The sequence below is a fragment of the Agrobacterium sp. NPDC089420 genome (assembly GCF_044900305.1).
Taxonomy (GTDB): Bacteria; Pseudomonadota; Alphaproteobacteria; order Rhizobiales; family Rhizobiaceae; genus Agrobacterium.
This window is the reverse complement of the sequence record NZ_JBJDMY010000008.1, coordinates 58,207-77,879: the sequence shown is the minus strand read 5'-3', so window position 1 is coordinate 77,879 and position 19,673 is coordinate 58,207. Positions and strand designations below refer to the sequence as shown.

13 protein-coding genes are annotated in these 19,673 nt (G+C 62.0%); 2 read left to right on the top strand and 11 right to left on the bottom strand.

All coding sequences use genetic code 11. The features are described 5' to 3' along the window. Nucleotides 1–7: 7 nt before the first annotated feature. On the bottom strand, nt 8–4,753 hold the full coding sequence (gltB, locus tag ACI2KA_RS14405; protein ID WP_404503135.1) for a glutamate synthase large subunit: 4,746 nt from the start codon (nt 4,751–4,753) through the stop codon (nt 8–10). 371 nt (nt 4,754–5,124) lie between these two features. On the opposite strand from gltB, the gene ACI2KA_RS14400 reads away from it, so the two are divergent. Then, nucleotides 5,125–6,177, top strand: a complete 1,053-nt coding sequence (locus tag ACI2KA_RS14400) for a low specificity L-threonine aldolase (protein WP_404503133.1) — start codon at nt 5,125–5,127, stop codon at nt 6,175–6,177. A 32-nt stretch (nt 6,178–6,209) separates the two neighbouring features. On the opposite strand, the gene ACI2KA_RS14395 is transcribed toward ACI2KA_RS14400, so the two are convergent. From ACI2KA_RS14395 to ACI2KA_RS14355, 9 genes are all read right to left on the bottom strand, one after another. Beyond that, entirely contained in the window at nt 6,210–6,899 is a 690-nt protein-coding gene (locus ACI2KA_RS14395; RefSeq protein WP_404503131.1) for a response regulator transcription factor, read from the bottom strand. A gap of 60 nt (nt 6,900–6,959) precedes the next feature. Then, the gene (locus ACI2KA_RS14390) at nt 6,960–9,662 is read right to left on the bottom strand and encodes a DUF4118 domain-containing protein (protein ID WP_404503129.1); all 2,703 of its coding nucleotides are present in this window, start codon (nt 9,660–9,662) and stop codon (nt 6,960–6,962) included. A 55-nt stretch (nt 9,663–9,717) separates the two neighbouring features. Continuing rightward, the gene (kdpC, locus tag ACI2KA_RS14385) at nt 9,718–10,284 is read right to left on the bottom strand and encodes a potassium-transporting ATPase subunit KdpC (RefSeq protein WP_404503127.1); all 567 of its coding nucleotides are present in this window, start codon (nt 10,282–10,284) and stop codon (nt 9,718–9,720) included. Between the two features lie 12 nt (nt 10,285–10,296). Beyond that, entirely contained in the window at nt 10,297–12,381 is a 2,085-nt protein-coding gene (kdpB, locus tag ACI2KA_RS14380; RefSeq protein WP_404503125.1) for a potassium-transporting ATPase subunit KdpB, read from the bottom strand. Between the two features lie 44 nt (nt 12,382–12,425). Then, nucleotides 12,426–12,578, bottom strand: coding sequence for a hypothetical protein (locus ACI2KA_RS14375; protein ID WP_404503123.1), 153 nt, complete (start codon nt 12,576–12,578; stop codon nt 12,426–12,428). A 21-nt stretch (nt 12,579–12,599) separates the two neighbouring features. Continuing rightward, nucleotides 12,600–14,303, bottom strand: coding sequence for a potassium-transporting ATPase subunit KdpA (gene kdpA, locus ACI2KA_RS14370; protein WP_404503121.1), 1,704 nt, complete (start codon nt 14,301–14,303; stop codon nt 12,600–12,602). 133 nt (nt 14,304–14,436) lie between these two features. Beyond that, complete coding sequence (gene kdpF, locus ACI2KA_RS14365; protein WP_006313429.1) at nt 14,437–14,526, bottom strand: K(+)-transporting ATPase subunit F; 90 nt, start codon at nt 14,524–14,526, stop codon at nt 14,437–14,439. Between the two features lie 316 nt (nt 14,527–14,842). Next, the gene (locus ACI2KA_RS14360) at nt 14,843–15,796 is read right to left on the bottom strand and encodes an asparaginase (protein WP_404503118.1); all 954 of its coding nucleotides are present in this window, start codon (nt 15,794–15,796) and stop codon (nt 14,843–14,845) included. Further along, on the bottom strand, nt 15,793–17,250 hold the full coding sequence (locus ACI2KA_RS14355; RefSeq protein ID WP_404503116.1) for an amino acid permease: 1,458 nt from the start codon (nt 17,248–17,250) through the stop codon (nt 15,793–15,795). The genes ACI2KA_RS14360 and ACI2KA_RS14355 overlap by 4 nt, the downstream gene beginning before the upstream one ends. Before the next feature lie 271 nt (nt 17,251–17,521). Here ACI2KA_RS14355 and ACI2KA_RS14350 point away from each other — a divergent pair, with 271 nt between their 5' ends. After that, nucleotides 17,522–18,949: an aspartate ammonia-lyase gene (locus ACI2KA_RS14350; RefSeq protein WP_404503114.1), complete on the top strand. Its 1,428-nt coding sequence runs from the start codon at nt 17,522–17,524 to the stop codon at nt 18,947–18,949. On the opposite strand, the gene ACI2KA_RS14345 is transcribed toward ACI2KA_RS14350, so the two are convergent. Next, nucleotides 18,918–19,634 (bottom strand): FadR/GntR family transcriptional regulator, encoded by a 717-nt coding sequence (locus ACI2KA_RS14345; protein ID WP_404503112.1) that lies wholly within the window; start codon nt 19,632–19,634, stop codon nt 18,918–18,920. The genes ACI2KA_RS14350 and ACI2KA_RS14345 overlap by 32 nt on opposite strands. Nucleotides 19,635–19,673 lie beyond the last annotated feature (39 nt).

Genomic DNA, 19,673 nt, shown 5'->3' with positions numbered 1-19,673 from the left:
CGGCGGATTACTCCGCCGCCACGCCCATGCGCATGCGCTCCATTTCCTCAAGCGCGCGGCGATATTCGACCGGCATGACCTTGCGGAATTTCGGGCGGAACTCGCTCCAGCGGTCGAGTATATCCTTGGCGCGCGACGAGTTCGTGTAATGGAAGTGGTTGGAGATCAGCTGGTAAAGGCGCTCCTCGTCGTGGCGCGTCATGTCCTCGGAAACGTCGACACGTCCCTTGTGCATGAGGTCGCCGCCGTGATGATGCAGCTTTTCCAGCATGTCGTCTTCTTCCGGAACCGGCTCCAGCTCGACCATGGCCATGTTGCAGCGGGTGGCGAAATCGCCCTTCTCATCGAGAACATAAGCCACGCCGCCGGACATGCCGGCCGCGAAGTTGCGGCCCGTCTCGCCGAGAACGACGACAATGCCGCCGGTCATATATTCGCAACCGTGGTCGCCGACACCTTCGACAACCGCGACCGCGCCGGAGTTACGCACCGCGAAACGCTCGCCCGCCACGCCACGGAAATAGCACTCGCCGGTGATCGCACCATAGAGAACCGTGTTGCCGACGATGATCGAGTTTTCCGCGACGATGCGGGTGTTTTCCGGCGGGCGCACGATGATGCGACCACCCGAAAGGCCCTTGCCGACATAGTCGTTGCCGTCACCCACCAGATCGAAGGTGATGCCGCGGGCGAGAAAGGCGCCGAAGGACTGCCCCGCCGTGCCGCGCAGCGTCACGTGGATCGTATCGTCCTTCAGGCCCTTGTGACCCCAGCGCTTGGCAAGCGCGCCCGAAAGCATGGCGCCGGCGGAACGGTCGACATTCTTGATCGGCACTTCGAAGACGACCGGCTCGCGATTTTCGAGCGACGGCAGGGACTTTTCGATCAGCTTGCGGTCGAGAATATCGTCGATCGGGTGCTTCTGGCGTTCGGTCCAGAAAGTCGCCTCCTTGGGTGCCTCGACCTTGTGAAAGATGCGGCTGAAATCCAGCCCCTTGGCCTTCCAGTGGGCCAGCATCTCATCCTTTTCCAGCAGTTCGGAAGCGCCGATGATCTCGTCCAGCTTGGTGACGCCAAGCGAGGCGAGGATTTCGCGCACTTCCTCGGCCACGAAGAAGAAGTAGTTGATGACGTGTTCCGGCGTGCCCTTGAAGCGCTTGCGCAGGACCGGGTCCTGCGTGGCGACGCCGACGGGGCAGGTGTTGAGGTGGCACTTGCGCATCATGATGCAGCCGGCCGCAATCAGCGGCGCGGTGGCGAAGCCGAATTCATCCGCACCGAGCAGCGCGCCGATGATGACGTCGCGGCCGGTCTTCAGACCGCCATCCACCTGCAGCGCAACGCGCGAACGAAGGCCGTTCAGCACCAGCGTCTGCTGGGTTTCGGCAAGGCCGATTTCCCAGGGCGAACCCGCATGTTTCAGCGAAGTGAGCGGCGAAGCGCCCGTACCGCCATCGAAACCAGCAACGGTGATATGGTCGGCACGCGCCTTGGCAACACCGGCGGCAACCGTGCCGACGCCCACTTCCGACACCAGCTTCACCGAGACATCTGCTTCCGGGTTGACGTTCTTCAGGTCGTAGATCAGCTGCGCCAGATCTTCGATCGAGTAGATGTCATGATGCGGCGGCGGCGAGATGAGGCCGACACCCGGGGTCGAATGCCGGGTCTTGGCAACCGTCGCATCCACCTTGTGGCCGGGCAGCTGGCCGCCCTCGCCGGGCTTTGCGCCCTGCGCCACCTTGATCTGCAGCATGTCGGCATTGACGAGATATTCCGTCGTCACACCGAAGCGGCCAGACGCGATCTGCTTGATGGCGGAACGCTCGGGGTTCGGCTTGCCGTTCAGAAGCGGCATGTAACGGTCTGCCTCTTCGCCGCCCTCACCCGTATTGGACTTGCCGCCGATGCGGTTCATCGCAATCGCAAGCGTGGTATGCGCCTCGCGGCTGATCGAGCCGAAGGACATGGCTCCGGTCGAGAAGCGCTTGACGATATCGGCCGCCGGCTCGACCTCGTCGATGGAGACCGGCTTGCGGCCGAGCGCTTCCGCCGACTTGACCTTGAACAGGCCGCGAATGGTGTTCATGCGCAGCGCCGTCTCATTCACCATGCCGGCGAATTCGCGGTAACGGTCCTGGCTGTTGCCGCGCACCGCATGTTGCAGCGACGCGACGGCATCCGGCGTCCAGGCGTGGCTTTCGCCGCGCATGCGATAGGCGTATTCGCCGCCGATATCGAGCGTATTGGCAAGGATCGGATCCTTGCCGAAAGCCGCCGTATGGCGTGTCACGGTTTCCTCGGCGATTTCGGTGAGACCCACGCCCTCGATGGAGGTGGCGGTGCCGAAGAAATATTTCTCGACGAATTCCGAAGACAGGCCGATGGCGTCGAAAATCTGCGCGCCGCAATAGGACTGGTAGGTGGAAATGCCCATCTTGGACATGACCTTGAGGATGCCTTTGCCGACCGCCTTGATGTAACGGTAGACAACCTCGTCCTCGGAGACCTCCTTCGGGAAAGCGCCGTGCTTGTGCATGTCAAGCAGCGTGTCGAAAGCGAGATAGGGGTTGATCGCCTCAGCGCCGTAGCCGGCGAGCAGACAGAAATGGTGGATTTCGCGCGGTTCGCCGGTTTCAACGACGAGACCGACCGAGGTGCGCAGTCCCTTGCGGATCAGGTGATGGTGTACGGCGGCCGTCGCCAGAAGGGCGGGGATCGCGATGCGATCCGGGCCAAGCTGGCGGTCGGAGAGAACGATGATGTTGTAACCGCCGCGAACGGCGGATTCCGCCCGCTCGCACAGACGGTCCAGCATGTCCGGCATGCCCTCCGCGCCGCGCTCCACATCATAGGTGAAGTCCAGCGTCTTGGTGTCGAAGCGGTCTTCCGTGTGGCCGATGGAGCGGATCTTTTCCAGATCGCCATTGGTCAGGATCGGCTGGCGCACTTCCAGGCGCTTGGCGCGGGCGGCGCCTTCGTGATCGAGAATGTTCGGGCGCGGACCGATGAAGGACACGAGGCTCATGACAAGCTCTTCGCGGATCGGGTCGATCGGCGGGTTGGTCACCTGCGCGAAATTCTGCTTGAAATAGGTGTAAAGCAGCTTCGACTTTTCCGACATGGCCGAAATCGGCGTATCGGTGCCCATGGAGCCGATGGCTTCCTGGCCGGTCGTCGCCATCGGCGACATCAGGAGCTTGGTGTCCTCGCTGGTATAGCCGAAGGCCTGCTGGCGGTCGAGCAGCGACACGTCGCGGCGCAGCGCACGCGGTTCGACCGGCTTCAACTCCTCGAGAATGAGCTGCGTGCGGTCGAGCCAGCTGCGGTAGGGGTGCTTGGCGGCAAGCTCGTGCTTCACTTCCTCGTCGGAAATGATCGAGCCCTTTTCCATGTCGATCAAAAGCATCTTGCCGGGCTGCAGGCGCCACTTCTTGACGATGCGCTCTTCCGGCACCGGCAGCGTGCCGGCTTCGGACGCCATGATGATGCGGTCATCATCGGTGACGAGGTAGCGCGCCGGGCGCAGGCCGTTGCGGTCGAGCGTCGCGCCGATCTGCTTGCCATCGGTGAAGGCGACGGCGGCCGGACCGTCCCACGGCTCCATAAGTGCTGCGTGATATTCGTAGAATGCCTTGCGTTCGGCGGACATGGACTGGTTGCCGGCCCAGGCTTCCGGGATCAGCATCATCACGGCATGCGCCAGGGAATAACCGCCGCGCACGAGGAATTCGAGCGCGTTGTCGAAACAGGCCGTGTCCGACTGGCCTTCATAGGAAATCGGCCAGAGTTTGGAGATATCGTCGCCGAACAGCACCGACGAAACCGAAGCTTGACGCGCCGCCATCCAGTTGACGTTGCCGCGCAGCGTGTTGATTTCGCCGTTATGGGCGACCATGCGGTAGGGATGCGCCAGCTTCCACGACGGGAAGGTGTTGGTCGAGAAGCGCTGGTGCACGAGCGCGACAGCGGATTCAAAACGCGGATCAGCCAGATCCTTGTAATAGGCCCCTACCTGATAGGCGAGGAACATGCCCTTGTAGACGATGGTGGAGGAAGACAGCGAAACGGGGTAGAAATCCTGCGTTTCCTTGCCGCCGCCCTCATCATAGATGCGGTTGGACAGCACCTTGCGGATCAGGAACAGCTTGCGCTCGAAATCGGGATTGGTCGCAGCCTCGCGGCCGGCGCCGATGAAGACCTGAACGTGGTGCGGTTCGGTCGCGGCGATATCCGGCGCCTTGGAGAGCGACGCATTGTCGACGGGTACGTCGCGGAAGCCGAGGAACTGCTGTCCCTCTTCACCGATCACGTCGACGATGACCTTCTTGTAGTGTTCGATGCGGGCCGGATCGCGCGGCATGAAGATATGGCCGACGGCATATTCGCCCGCCTTCGGCAGCGTCACGCCCTGCGCGGCCATTTCCTCGCGGAAGAAGCGGTCCGGGATCTGCACGAGAATACCGGCACCATCGCCCATCAGCGGATCGGCGCCAACCGCGCCGCGATGTGTCAGGTTTTCGAGGATGAACAGACCGTCCTTGACGATCTGGTGGGACTTGACGCCCTTCATATGGGCAACGAAGCCGACGCCGCAGGCATCATGTTCATTGGCCGGATCGTAAAGACCCTGCCTTTCCGGCAAGCCGCCCGCGAAACGCGCCTTCGCAGAAACGGGTGCGGCCGCAGCCGCGGTGGGACAGTCTGTGGTCAGGGTTGCGGCGGCGATATCCGCCTGCGGCTTATTCGTCATTTTTGTCCCTCCTGCAAAATTACCTGCATGGTTTCATGCGAAGATCCGGCTCGACACGAATTTTCGCTTCCCGCAAAATCCGCATTCAGGCCGGCTCGGTCAAATTTAGGACAGCAAAGCTGTCTTAATTCCCGAGAATTTTGGCAGAAACGGGCGGAATTAGCAAGGGTGCGAATCCAATTAGTGAAAGCCTCATTTCGCAGCGAAGTTTCGATACTGACCTATTGCGCGAAACTATCTTGTCGCAAAACGGGCCGACCCGTTGCTTTCATTGCCGGATTTGCCAATCGCCGGCTTAGGTCCTAGAACTTTGCCGACCATCGCTTCACGCAGCCCAACACAGAACCTCAGCTATCGGAAAGCCTTCAGAGATGTTTTTTGCTTCAGACAATTGGGCTGGCGCCCATCCGGCCGTCAATGAACGGCTTTCGCGGGAATCCACCCGCTTTGCCGCTGCTTACGGCACCAGCGAACTCGATCTCTCCATCGAAAAACGCTTCAACGAGATCTTCGAGCGCGAGGTCGCCGTGTTTTTCGTCGCCACCGGCACGGCGGCCAATTCGCTGTCGCTGGCCAGCATCGCCCGTGCCGGCGGCCTGACCTTCTGTCATTCCGAAGCGCATGTGATCGAGGACGAGTGCGGCGCGCCGGATTTCTTCAGCGGCATGCGCATGGTCGCCGTCGAGGGGCCGAACGGCAAGATGCTGCCGGAAAACCTGATCGAACGCATTGCCCGTTACCCGCAGGATGCCGTGCACCATGGCCGCGCCGCCGCCATCACCATGACGCAGGCGACAGAAGCCGGCACGGTCTATACGCTCGATGAAATCGACGCCATTGCCAAAATCGCCAAGGAGAACGGCCTGCCGCTGCATATGGATGGCGCGCGTTTTGCCAATGCGCTTGCCGCACTCGGCACCACGCCCGCTGAAATGACCTGGAAACGCGGCGTCGACGTCCTGTCTTTCGGGGGCACGAAAAACGGCTGCTGGTGCGCGGAAGCGATCGTGTTTTTCGATCCCGCGCTCGCCCGGGACTTTTCCTTCCTGCGCAAGCGGACGGCCCAGCTTTTTTCGAAATCGCGCTTCATCGCCGCGCAGTTCGAGGCCTATCTGCAGGACGATCTCTGGCTTGGCCTCGCCGGCCACGCCAATGCCATGGCCAACCGGCTGCGCGCCGGTTTCGGCTCGCTCAACAGCGCCCGCCTCGCCTGGCCGACACAGGCCAACGAAGTGTTCGCCATTCTGCCGAAGGCCGCCGCGCAGGCAGCAACGGAAAAAGGCGCGAAATTCTATGACTGGCTGGAGCCGCGCGACATGCCGGAAAAGGTCGGCAAGGACGAAGTGCTGATCCGCATGGTCACCAGCTTCGCGACGACCGAGGCCGACGTGGACGAATTCCTGTCGATCTGCGCCGCGGTCTGAAACATATCGGAGGGCGCCTGATAGCCGCGCCCTCACACGTCCTGCAGGCGGTAACCGACACCGGTCTCCGTCAGAATATAACGCGGCTGGTCCGGGATTTTTTCGATCTTCTGGCGAAGCTGGCGAACATAGACCCGCAAATATTGCACGTCGGTCAGTTCGTCCCACACATGTTCCAGCAGGAAGCGGTGGGTCAAGACCTTGCCCGCATGCTGGACCAGAACCCGCAGAATATCATATTCCTTGGGCGAGAGCTTCACCTCCCGGCCCTCCACCTTGACGATGCGCCGGACGAGATCGACCGAAAGGTCGCCCGTCTGGAAAACCGGTCTCTCCCCCTGGCTCTGCAGGCGATGGCGGAGCGCAACACGAATGCGGGCGACAAGTTCGTTCATGCCGAAGGGCTTGGTGATATAGTCATCCGCCCCCAGTTCCAATGCCTTGACGATACCGGCCTCATCCGTGCGGCTGGAAAGAATGATGACCGGCAGCGACAGCCCCTCTCCGCGCCATTTCGCCAGCAGATCATGCCCCGACATATCCGGCAGGCCGAGATCGAGAACAACGAGATCCGGTTTGTCCTGCGCGACCAGTTCCATCGCCACCTTCGCATTCATCGCCTCGCTCACCGCATAGTCCTGGGTCGACAGCCCCACCCGCAAAAGCTTGCGGATCGGCGGCTCGTCGTCGACGATCAGAATACGAACGGCGGAATTGGTCATTTCCGATCTCCTTCGGCGGAACGGTACGGCGCACGCCCTCCTGTCGCCGGCAATGGCGCCTTAATCATGATCCAGCACCGGCGCGTCGGCGGGAACAGGCAGGCCTATGGTGAATTGCGCACCGCTTCGGCCCACCCGGTTCTCCGCACGGATCGAGCCGCCCATGGCCTCGATGAAACCCTTGCAAATGGACAGGCCGAGCCCGGTTCCGGCCTGCACATGATCCGCCTTGCGTATACGGTAGAAACTGTCGAACACCCGCTCGGTATCGTCGGGCGGAATGCCCGGCCCCTCGTCAGTGACGGACAGGAAGACATGCCTGCCCTGCCGCCATCCGTTAATCCCGATTGTCGTGTGTTCGGGGGCGTATTTGGCGGCATTGTCGATGAGATTGAACAGAACCTGTTCAAACAGTACCGGATCGACCTTCAGCATCGGCAGGTCGGAGGGAATATCCAGGACGATCTCATGCCTGACGACGATTTTCGCCGCACGCGAAAGCGCCGTACCGACCATGTCTCCCAGGAAATGCAGCCCGTAATTCGGCTCCATAGCACCTGAGCCGATCCGCGTCATATCGAGAAGATTGGAGATGAAACGGTTTAGCCGTTCGGATTCCTCAACGATCGTCGACAGCAGCTCGGCGCGCGCATCGGGCGGGATATCGTCGGCAAAATCCTTGAGCGTTCCGGCCGAACCCAGAATGGCCGCCAGCGGCGTTTTAAGATCGTGGGAGATCGAGGTCAGAAGCGCGGTGCGCAGCCGGTCGGTTTCCGCCGCAAGCCTTGCCCGGTCGACATCCGAGACAAGCTGGATACGCTCGACGGCAAGGGCCGCCTGATCGGCCAGCGCATCGAAAAGCCGCTGCTGTTCGGGTGTCAGCAGCGGGCCAACCCGGTCGTCATCCAGCCCCACCACGCCGATGGCGCCGCTGCCGGTGCGCAACGGCAGGTAAAGGCGCTTCGCCCCCGGCAGCGTATCTGCGCCGCGGCCCGTGGGTCTGTTATGTTCCCATGCCCATTGCGCGGCGGCGATATCGGCATCGGCCAGCGTATCGTCCGGCGGATAACCCGCCTTGACGGTAATCGCATTGTTTTCCGGCAGAAGCAGAACGACCCGAACCTTCAGCATCGACGCCATCTGATAGGCCGTGGCCCACAGCACATCGTCGAGCGTGCCCGTACCTGCCAGTTTTTTGGAAAACAGATAGAGGTCCTCGGTGGTGCGTGCCCTCGCCCGCGCCGAGGCCGCCTGCCGCTGCACGGCAACCGCGAGATTGGAGGCGACCAATGCCACCCCGAAATAAAACAGCAGCGCCACGACGCTGTCCGGCGCACTCACCGTCAGCGTATAGCGCGGCTCGAGAAAGAAGAAATTGAAGGCGAAGGCGCCGAGCAACGAGGCATAAAGCGCAGGCCCCAGGCCACCGCGCACGGCCGCCGCCAGAACCGCCATCAGGAATACCAGCGCCAGATTCCGGACGTCGAGCATCTGGTCGAGCCCGATGCCGACAACGATCGCCACCGCCACCAGCAATGTGCTGCTGAGATAGGCCTTGACCCGGTTGCCATGCCGCGAGGACGCCGGCCTCACCGCCTGCGCCGGTTTTTCCGCCGTCTTGTCGCCGGAAATGACGTGAACGCTGATATCGCCCGCATGGTCGATCAGGTCATGGGTCAGCGAGCGCTGGAACAGGCGCTGCCACCAGTTCTTCTTCGGGCGGCCGATGATGATGTGGGTGAAATTATTGGCGTTGGCATAAGCGATGATCTCGCGCGTCAGATCGAGCGCCGGCAGGGTCACGGTCTCGCCGCCCAGCTTTTCCGCAAGCCGCATGGTGGCCGCCAGCCGGTCCTTCTCCATCTCCGACAATTGCTGCGAGCGCGGCGTATCGAGATGCAGGGCCGTCCATGGCGCACGCAGCCGGTCCGCCTGCCTTCGGGCATAACGCACCAGACCCGGGCCGTTGCCGCCGTGGTCCAGGCAGACCAGAACCCTGTCCCCCGCCGCCCAGGGGCCGGAAATGGCATGCGATTGCATGTGGTTGAGCAATTGCTCATCCACCCGCTGCGCCGTGCGCCGCAAGGCAAGTTCGCGCAGCGCCGTCAGGTTGCCGCGCGAAAAATAATTCTCGATGGCGCGCCGCGCGGTGCGCGGCATATAGACCTTTCCGTCGTTCAGGCGCTTGATCAGGTCGTCCGGGGTGATATCGATGATTTCCACATCGTCGGCCCGGTCGATGATGCTGTCGGGCACAGTTTCGCGCACGCGGATGCGGGTGATCTGCGCCACCACGTCGTTCAGGCTTTCGACATGCTGGACGTTCAGCGTCGTGTAGACATCGATGCCCTGCGCAAGGATTTCCTGCACATCCATATAGCGCTTGGGGTGGCGGCTGCCGGCGGCATTGGTATGGGCAAGCTCATCCACCAGAACCAGAGCCGGGCGACGGGCGAGAATGGCGTCGAGATCCATCTCCTCCAGCATCTGGCCGCGATAATCGATGCGCTTGCGGGCGATCACCTCCAGCCCTTCGACCAGCGCTTCGGTTTCGCGGCGGCCATGGGTTTCCACGACGCCGATAATGGTGTCGACGCCATCCGCAAGCTTTGCACGGCCGGACATCAGCATTTCATAGGTCTTGCCGACGCCGGGGGCTGCGCCCAAAAAAATCTTCAGCCGGCCCCGCGCCTCGCGCCGGGCGTTTTCCAGCAGCGCATCGGGCGACGGTCGGTTCGGCATATTGCTGATATCGTCAGGCATTTAACCCACCAGTGGTCGAGGCTATGGCGTCCGAAGAAGCCATAGCCATTTCAGGTCATGAGCCGGCTGCGTCAAGAGCCATGTTCAGCGCCAGCACATTTACGACGGGTTCGCCCATGAAGCCCAGTTCCGGTCCCTCGACATGACGCTCGACAATGGCGCGCAACGAGGCTTCATCCATGCCCCTTGCCTTTGCCACACGCGGTATCTGGAAATAGGCGGCCTCAGGCGAAACATGCGGGTCGAGACCGCTGCCCGATGCCGTCACCAGATCGGCCGGCACCTCGGCCTCCGGGTTTTCGGCTTTCGCCGTCTCGTAGTCCTGCTTCACCCGTTCGATCAGCCTGGCGCTGGTCGGACCGAGATTGGAGCCGGAAGATGCGGCGGCATTATATCCGTCACCGGCAGCCGAGGGCCGGCCGTGGAAATATTTCTCCCCGGTGAAGGCCTGTCCGATCCATTGCGAACCCACCACGCTGCCGTTTTTCTCGATCAGGCTGCCATTGGCCTGAAAGGGAAAGAGCGCCTGCGCAAGGCCAGTCATGCCCAGCGGATAGGCAAGGCCGGTAATGGCGGTGGTGGCAAGGATCAGCACCAGGGCGGGACGAAGCTGTTTGAACATTGTGTTTACTCCTCAGGCGAGACCAAGCGCCGTGATGGCGAGGTCGATGGCCTTGATGCCGATAAAGGGAACGATGATGCCGCCGAGACCATAAACGACGAGATTGCGCGACAGCAGCGCACCGGCGCCGATCGGGCGGTATTTGACGCCTTTCAGCGACAGCGGAATGAGCGCGATGATGATCAGCGCATTGAAGATGATGGCGGAGAGGATCGCGCTTTGCGGCGTCGAAAGCCCCATGACGTTCAGGACGCCAAGCTGCGGATAGAGCACCAGGAACATCGCCGGGATGATGGCGAAATATTTGGCGATATCGTTGGCGATGGAGAATGTCGTCAGCGCGCCGCGCGTCATCAGCAATTGTTTGCCGATCTCCACGATCTCGATGAGCTTGGTCGGGTCGCTGTCGAGATCGACCATATTGCCCGCCTCACGCGCCGCCACCGTGCCGGTGTTCATGGCGACACCGACATCGGCCTGCGCCAGCGCCGGGGCATCATTGGTGCCGTCGCCGCACATGGCGACGAGCTTACCCTTGGCCTGCTCCTCGCGGATCAGCTCCAGCTTGTTTTCCGGCGTTGCCTGGGCAAGGAAATCATCGACACCCGCTTCCGCCGCGATGGCAGCCGCCGTCATCGGATTGTCGCCGGTGATCATGACGGTGCGGATGCCCATGCGGCGAAGCTCGGCGAAACGCTCGCGAATGCCGCCCTTGACGATATCCTTCAGCTGCACGACCCCGAGCAGCTTTCCATCGCGCACGACGGCGAGCGGCGTGCCGCCGGCCTTGGCGATCTCTTCGGCAATCGTGCGGATTGCACGTGTGGTATCCGTTTCGGTTCTGACGGCAATTGCCGTATTGCCCTGTTGCACCGAACCGCCGTCGACATAGGCAAGAACGGCATCGACCGCGCCCTTGCGAATGGTCGCACCTTCGAAATCCACGCCGCTCATGCGGGTCTGGGCGGTGAAAGGCACGAAACTGGCGTGCAGCTTCTGCATATCGCGGGCACGGATACCGTATTTTTCCTTGGCGAGAACCACGATGGAGCGGCCTTCCGGGGTTTCGTCAGCAAGGGAAGCAAGCTGCGCGGCATCGGCAAGCTCCTGCTCCGATACGCCGGGAATGGGCCGAAACTCGGTTGCCTGGCGGTTGCCAAGGGTGATGGTGCCGGTCTTGTCGAGCAGCAGCGTATCGACATCACCCGCCGCCTCGACCGCGCGGCCGGACATGGCGAGGACGTTGAAACGCACCAGCCGGTCCATGCCGGCAATACCGATGGCGGACAGAAGCGCGCCGATGGTGGTCGGGATGAGTGTCACGAACAGCGCCACCAGCACGATGATCGGGATGGAGCCGCCGGCATAGGCCGCAAAGCTCGGAATGGTCGCGGTTGCGAGAACGAAGATCAGCGTCATGCCGGCCAGCAGGATGTTGAGCGCGATCTCGTTCGGCGTCTTCTGGCGCTCGGCGCCTTCGACCAGCGAAATCATCCGGTCGAGGAAGGTGGAGCCGGCAGCGGCCGTGATGCGCACCCTTATCCAGTCCGACAGCACCTGCGTGCCGCCGGTGACGGCAGAGCGGTCGCCGCCGGACTCGCGGATGACGGGGGCGGATTCCCCTGTTATCGCCGCCTCATTGACGGAGGCCACGCCTTCGACGACTTCGCCATCGGAGGGAATGATATCGCCGGCTTCGACGAGCACGATATCGTTTACCTTCAGGCTGGTGCCCGCCACCATCTTGTACTGGCTGCGGTCATCGCCGGTCAGCAGTTTCGCCTGGGTTTCGGTGCGGGTCCGGCGCAGCGAATCGGCCTGCGCCTTGCCGCGGCCTTCGGCGACGGCTTCGGCGAAATTGGCGAAGAGGACAGTGAACCAGAGCCAGAGATTGATCTGGAAGGAAAAACCGAGATTGGCGCCGCCGATGAGGAGATCGCGGACGAACAGCACGCTCGTCAGCACCGATACGGTCGCGACCACGAACATGACCGGGTTGCGGGCAAGCGTGCGCGGATTGAGCTTTTTGAATGCGGCGGCGATGGCCGGAACGAGAATGCGAGAATCCAGGATGCTCGCTTGTTTGGACTGGCTCATGAAGAGGCTCCAGCGTTTGAACGGGGACGACCGATGAGGGTCGATCAGCCGTTAAGAACTTCGAGAGCGACAACGGCGGCGAACAGGGCCGCCATCATCGCAAGAATGAGATTGGAGGCGCACCAGCCGCCGGGCGTGGCGCTCCCCTTGACGGGAGCGCCCTTGCGGGCGGAGACGATGCGGTTATGTCGGGACATGTCCTCGCTCATGACATCACCTCAAAAGACCTGACCAGCAGCCATCACCAGATGTTCCGCCACCGGGCCGAGCGCGAGAGCCGGCAGGAAAGTGAGGCCGCCGACAATCAGGATCGTGCCGACAAGCAGGCCGACAAAAAGCGGACCATCCGTGGGGAAGGTGCCGGCCGATGCCGGAACGGTCTTCTTGGTGACCAGCGATCCGGCAATGGCGAGTGCGGGGATGATCACCAGAAAACGGCCCATCAGCATGCCGAAACCAAGGGTGATGTTATACCAGCCGGTATTGCCGGTGAGGCCGCCGAAGGCCGAGCCGTTATTGGCGGCCGCCGAAGTATAGGCATAGAGGATTTCGGAGAAACCATGCGGCCCTGCCGTGCCGACTGAAGCGACGGCCGAAGGCAGGATGGTGGCCGTTGCCGTGAAGGCCAGCATGGCGAGCGGCAGGCAGAGAATGGCCAGAACCGCCATTTTCATTTCCTTGGCCTCGATCTTCTTGCCGAGATATTCCGGCGTGCGGCCGACCATCAGCCCCGCCACGAAGATGGCGATGACGATGAAGAGCAGAATGCCGTAGAAACCCGCGCCGACGCCACCGACGATCACCTCGCCCAGCTGCATGTTGATGAGCGGGACGAGGCCGCCCAGCGCCGTGAAGCTGCCATGCATGGCGTTGACCGCACCGCAGGATGCGGCGGTGGTGATGACCGCAAAGAGCGACGAAAGCGCCACGCCGAAGCGGACCTCCTTCCCTTCCATATTGCCGCCCGCAAGACCGAAACCGTGCATCAGCGGGTTTCCGGCCGCTTCGGCCCAATAGGTGACGGCGACGCCGGCGATGAACAGAGCACCCATGGCGGCGAGGACTGCCCAGCCCTGGCGCTGGTTGCCGACCATGCGCCCGAAGACATTGGTGAAGGCCGCGCCGATGGCGAAGATCGACACCATCTGGATCATGTTGGAAATGGCGTCCGGGTTCTCGAAGGGATGTGCGGAATTGGCGTTGAAGAATCCGCCGCCATTGGTTCCGAGCATCTTGATCGCCAGCTGCGACGCCACGGGGCCGACGGCAATCGTCTGCTGCGCACCTTCGAGCGTCTGCGCGGTGACATAGGCGCCAAGCGTCTGCGGCACGCCGAGCCACACATAGACAAGGGTGAGGACGATGCAGAGCGGCAGAAGCACGTAAAGCGTGGAGCGGACCATATCCACCCAGAAATTGCCGATGGCCTTGGAGGAGGCGCGCGAAAAGGCGCGGATGAGGCCGATGGCGATCGCCATGCCCGTGGCGGCGGAGACGAAATTCTGAACGGTAAAACCGGCCATCTGGGTCAGATAGGACATGGTGCTTTCGCCGCCATAATTCTGCCAGTTGGTATTGGTGACGAAGCTGACAGCCGTGTTGAACGACAGTTCCGGTCCCACGGCCGGCATTGCCTGCGGATTGTAGGGCAGGACGGCCTGAAAGCGCATCAGCGCATAAAGCAGGGCAAAACCAAGAAGGTTGAAGAGAAGCATGGAGAATGCATAGGTCGTCCAGTGCTGCTCTTCGCGCTCGTTGGTGCCGGCGAGGGCATAGAGGCCGCGTTCGACAGGTGCGAGAACGGGCGATAGCAGGGTGCGTTCGCCACTAAAGACACGCGCCATATAAAAGCCGAGCGGCTTCACCAGCGCAAAAATGATCCCGCAAAACAGCAGAATCTGAAACCATCCAGTGAGGGTCATGGTAGTGAACTTTCAATAAAGCATCGGACCGAAAAGTGTCATGCGGTTTTCGGAAAATCCGATGCTCGGATAGAAAGGGAGAGCGGCGGATCCGATACCGTTTCTCTTTGCCGCACGAACAGCCGCTTCCCGATCAGAAGCGTTCGGGGCGGATGAGAGCATAGGTGAGATAGGCGGCGACAAAGACGGTGACGGCACCGCTCAGGACATAGTCGAATATCATCGCGACCTCCGCCTAAAGCCGGTCGCAGGCGCGCGTATAGGCAAAGCAGAGGGCGAAAAACACCGTTGCTGCGCCGATCAGAACAAGGTCCATCATGATGGGACTCCTTTTTTCCACGAGGAGCCGGACAGGAAGAAAAGCGCCGTCATGTGGGACGTCGCTTTTCATTCTTTCTGGCTGAGAAGGGAACACCATCCCTTCCCGCACAGAAGAATGCACCCGAACCGCATAAAGGTTCGAGACGGCCGCAGATGGAATAAAATAGGAATCCTATAGGAATTTCGATGCCCGCTGCTGCGGGCATCGTTACCGTCTCCTAGTGCGGGAACGGTTCGCCGAAAGCGGAAACGATGGCTTCCGCCGGGCTTTTTCCGGCCAGGAGCGCCGCCAGCAGAATGCGGGCCTGCCCCGGGCGAAGCGTGGACGAATGCACGGCGCCGGCCGCGACAAGATCATGCCCGCCACCGCCGCCGCCATAACTTGCGACGAGGCGACCTTCCGGCACACGACTGGAAACCACGACCGGAATACCGCGCTCTGCGCAACGTTTTACCGCGTCAGCGATAAGCGGATTGGCATTGCCGGAACCGAGTGCGGCAAGCACGATACCTTTCGCGCCAGCTTCAAGGCTCGCATCGATATGGGTCGCGTCACAGCCGGGATGGATCGCGACGATATCAACCCTGATATCGGCGACGGAAGCCCCAAGCTTCGGCGCTGTGGCCTGGACCAGCGGTCGTGCCGAACGGAAGGCATCCGCCGCATCCGCACTCAGCTTGTAAAGCCCCCAGGCCGGCAGACAGCGCCCGCCGAAAGAAAGCAGCACACCCTTTTCGGTATTCCGCTGATCGAGCGCTGTTTCTATGGCCCGGGCCAGATTGGCCGGTCCGTCCGCGTCCTTGTGATCTGCCGTAAATTGCGCGCCGGTGAAGACCACGGGCTTGGCAAGGGCGTGCTGCAGATGCACCAGCAGCGACGATTCTTCCATCGCGTCGGTTCCATGCAGAACGACGATTCCCGCCACGGCGGGATCACTGAGTTCGGCACCCACCGCATCGCTGATGCGCTGCATGTCGGCGAGCGTCAGGCTGGAGGAGTCCTTCGCCATCAGGTCGACCGGCTTTAACCGTGCATTGACCTGCGGAACCAGCGCCAGCAGGTCCTCGCCGGAAAGGCTGGGGGTGCTGGCGCCATCGGCGCCGCACCGGCTGGCGATGGTGCCACCGGTGGCGATGACCGCCACCAGTGGGGCTGCGCCCTGCCCGCTCAATGCGATGCTCCCGATCCTGCCCGTTCGGCCGCCAGTCGATAGATACGGTCGCGCAGCAGGTACCAGCCGATGACAAGCGCCGGGATGATGACCAGCAGCGAGGCGATGGTCCAGGAGCCGACGGGATAGTCGAAGGCCATCAGCACCAGCACGCCGAACAGGAAGACGAGCGTGAGAATGCCGGTATAGGGCGCGCCGAACATGCGGAAATCCGGGCGCGCAAGTTCACCGCGATGCGAGAGCTGCCAGAGCTTCAGCTGGCAGAGCACGATGACGGCCCACGCGCAGATGATGCCAAGCGCCGAGAGGTTGAGCGCGATCTCGAAGGCGGAGGAGGGAACAACCGCGTTCAGTGCAACGCCGAGAACGGTAACGACGGCGGTGACCGCAATGCCGCCATAGGGCACGCCGTTCTTGTTCATCTTCGCAAGTGCTGCCGGCGCCGAGCCGGAGACCGCCATGGAGTGGAGAATGCGGCCGGTGGAATAAAGGCCGGCATTGAGCGAGGACAGCACGGCGGTCAAGACGACGAGGTTCATGATCACATCGGCACCCTGCACGCCGATGGACCCGAAGAAGGTCACGAAAGGGCTCTCGCCGGCCTTGTAGGCGGTATAGGGCAGAAGCAGCGAGAACAGCAGCACCGAGCCGACATAGAAGACCACGAGGCGCAGAACCACCGCGCGGATGGCGCGCGGCATGACCTTGCGCGGGTCTTCGGTTTCACCCGCCGCCGTGCCGATCAGCTCGATCGAGGCATAAGCGAACACCACCCCCTGTATGATGACGAAGGCCGGGAGAATGCCGTTCGGGAAGAAGCCGCCATTATCCGTGATGATGCTGAAACCAGTGACGTGGCCTTCGATGGGCGTGCCGAAGATGACGAAATAAATGCCGACAACGAGGAAGATCGCAAGCGCCATCACCTTGATCAGGCTGAACCAGAACTCGAGTTCGCCGAAGACCTTCACCGACAGCATGTTCATGGCCAGCACGACCACGAGTGCGGTCAGGGCAAAGACCCACTGGTCGATACCCGCAAGCCACGGAACGTAGCTCTTGAAGAAATTCATGTAGAGGGCGACGGCGGTCACGTCCGCCACCGAGGTCATGGCCCAGTTCAGCCAATACATCCAGCCGGCCGCAAAGGCCATCTTCTCGCCATAGAATTCGCGGGCATAGGACACGAAGGAACCGGAGCTCGGGCGATGCATGATCAGCTCGCCGAGCGCGCGCAGCACCAGGAATGCGAAGAAACCGCAGAGCGCATAAACGAAGACCAGCGCCGGGCCTGCCTGCGCCAGACGCCCGCCTGCGCCGAGAAACAGGCCGGTGCCGATGGCGCCGCCAATGGCGATCATCTGGATCTGGCGCGGTTTGAGGGCCTTGTGGTAACCGAGGTCCTCTTCGACGAAGACCTCACGGTCGGCGGATGCCGTTTTCCCAGAATGCATGGATATTTATCCTCCCGATAAAGTGCTTTGCAGTCGGCGATAGGCCGGAAATCGAAATGAAACTGGCACAGTCCGTGCTGGAAATATGGCCAGCATGCTCATGCCCGCTGTAAAGCTGCATGACAGATTTTCGACCCTCATAATGGCAGAGAATGCTGCTCGTCAAGGGGACGTGATGATTATTGACCTTCCACCAGCCAAGGACTAAGGTCAAAAAATCTGTAAGACAGCTTTACAGATATAGCAACGCTTGAAGCCATTGGAGGAAGACGTGAGCGTGACGCGCAGGGAGCATGATTTGCTCGGAACGAAGGAAATTCCGGCGGATGTCTATTGGGGCGTGCATACGGCGCGCGCGGTGGAAAATTTCAAGATCACCGGGGTGACCATCGGCCACAACCCTTATCTCATCCGGGGACTGGCCTATGTGAAGGAAGCGGCGGCCCGCGCAAATCACGAACTCGGCCTGCTCGACAAGGAGCGGATGGAAGCCATCGCGGAAGCCTGCCGCGAAATCCGCGCCGGCGCGCTGCATGAGCAATTCGTGGTGGATGAAATCCAGGGCGGAGCCGGCACCTCCACCAACATGAATGCCAATGAGGTCATTGCCAACCGCGCGCTCGAACTGCTCGGCCACGAAAAAGGCGATTATGCCCGTCTTCACCCCAACGACCACGTCAATCTCAGCCAGTCGACCAACGACGCCTATCCGACGGCGGTCAATGTCGGTCTGATCGAAGCGATCGACGATCTGGCGGCGTCCATGGGCGTGCTGAAGGACGCCTTCGACCGTAAGGCGCAGGAGTTTGCCGGCTTCATCAAGATCGGCCGCACACAGCTGCAGGACGCCGTGCCGATGACGCTCGGCCAGGAATTCCGCACCTTCGTGGTGATGCTCGGCGAAGACCAGGCCCGCCTGATCGAATCCGCCGCGCTGCTGCACGAGATCAATCTCGGCGCCACCGCCATCGGCACCGGCCTCAATGCGCCGCGCGGTTATGCGGCGCTTGCCTGCCAGCATCTGGCAAAACTGACCGGACGACCGCTGGTGACGGCGGCAGACCTGATCGAAGCGACACAGGATCCCGGCGCGTTCGTACACCTGTCCGGCGTGCTGAAACGCGTCGCCGTCAAGCTGTCGAAAACCTGCAACGATCTTCGCCTGCTCTCCTCCGGCCCGCGCGCCGGCATCGGCGAGATCACCCTGCCCTCGGTTCAGGCAGGCTCGAGCATCATGCCCGGCAAGATCAATCCGGTCATTCCCGAAGTCGTCAACCAGGTGGCCTATGCGGTGATCGGCAACGACATCACCATCACCATGGCGGCCGAAGCCGGACAGCTGCAGCTGAATGCCTTCGAGCCGATCATCGTGCGCGCCCTTTCCCAGAGCATCGGCCAGTTGAGCGCCGCCTGCCGCACGCTGGCGGAACGCTGCGTCGACGGCATCGTGGCCAACCCGGCGATCATGGCGCAGCGCGTGGAGGAATCGATCGGTCTCGCCACCGCGCTCAACCCGTTGATCGGTTATTATGCGGCGACGGAAGTGGCCAAGGAGGCGCTTGCCAGCGGCCGCACGGTGCCGCAGGTGGTTCTGGAACGCGGTTATCTGACGGATGCGCAATTGCAGCAGGCGCTCAGCCCGCGGCACCTTGCCAATCTGCCTGCCGTCACGGCTGGCGAGCCCGATCTTCACCAATGATCGTCGTCACCACCTGCTTCACCTGGCCAAGGTGAAGTTCCATCGCCGCGCGCGCTTCGGGCGCCGAACCCCGCCGGATCGCTTCGACGATCCGGCGGTGCTCGAAATTCGAGGCGACACGGCGGCCCGCCATCAGGTTCACCATCTCGGATTGCTGGGACAGCGCTTCACGGGCATCGGCCACCACTTTGGCGAACAGCCCGTTGGCCGAAGCTTCCGCGATGGCGCAATGGAACTGCCCATCCAGCAGCACCCAGGGATGCGGCCTTTCTTCGGCTTCCATCCGGTCGCAGAGGTCCAGCAGGGCGACCAGTTGCGCATCCGTGCGCCTGAGCGCCGCCCAGCCGGCAGCCGGCACCTCGATGAAGGGCCGGGCTTCGATCAGATCGCGGGCGGAATAGGCTCCATAATTCAGTTCGGAAGGCGGAGCGAGCGTCATCACATAGGTGCCGCTGCCGGTGCGGGTCTGTGTCAGCCCCAAAGTCTGGAGTGATCGCAACGCCTCGCGAATGATCGGCCTGCTGACGCCATATCGTGCCGCCAGATGGGCTTCCGAAGGCAGCCGGGTGCCGACCGCAAGCTGCCCGGAAGTAATGGCGGAGCGTATATCCTCGAACACCGCTTCTGCGGCATTCTTGCGATTGATCGGCTGTGCCTCCGCAAGCCAATCCGACAACCCGCCCATCTTTCAACCCTCCTGCATCCCGACATGATCAGCAGTATC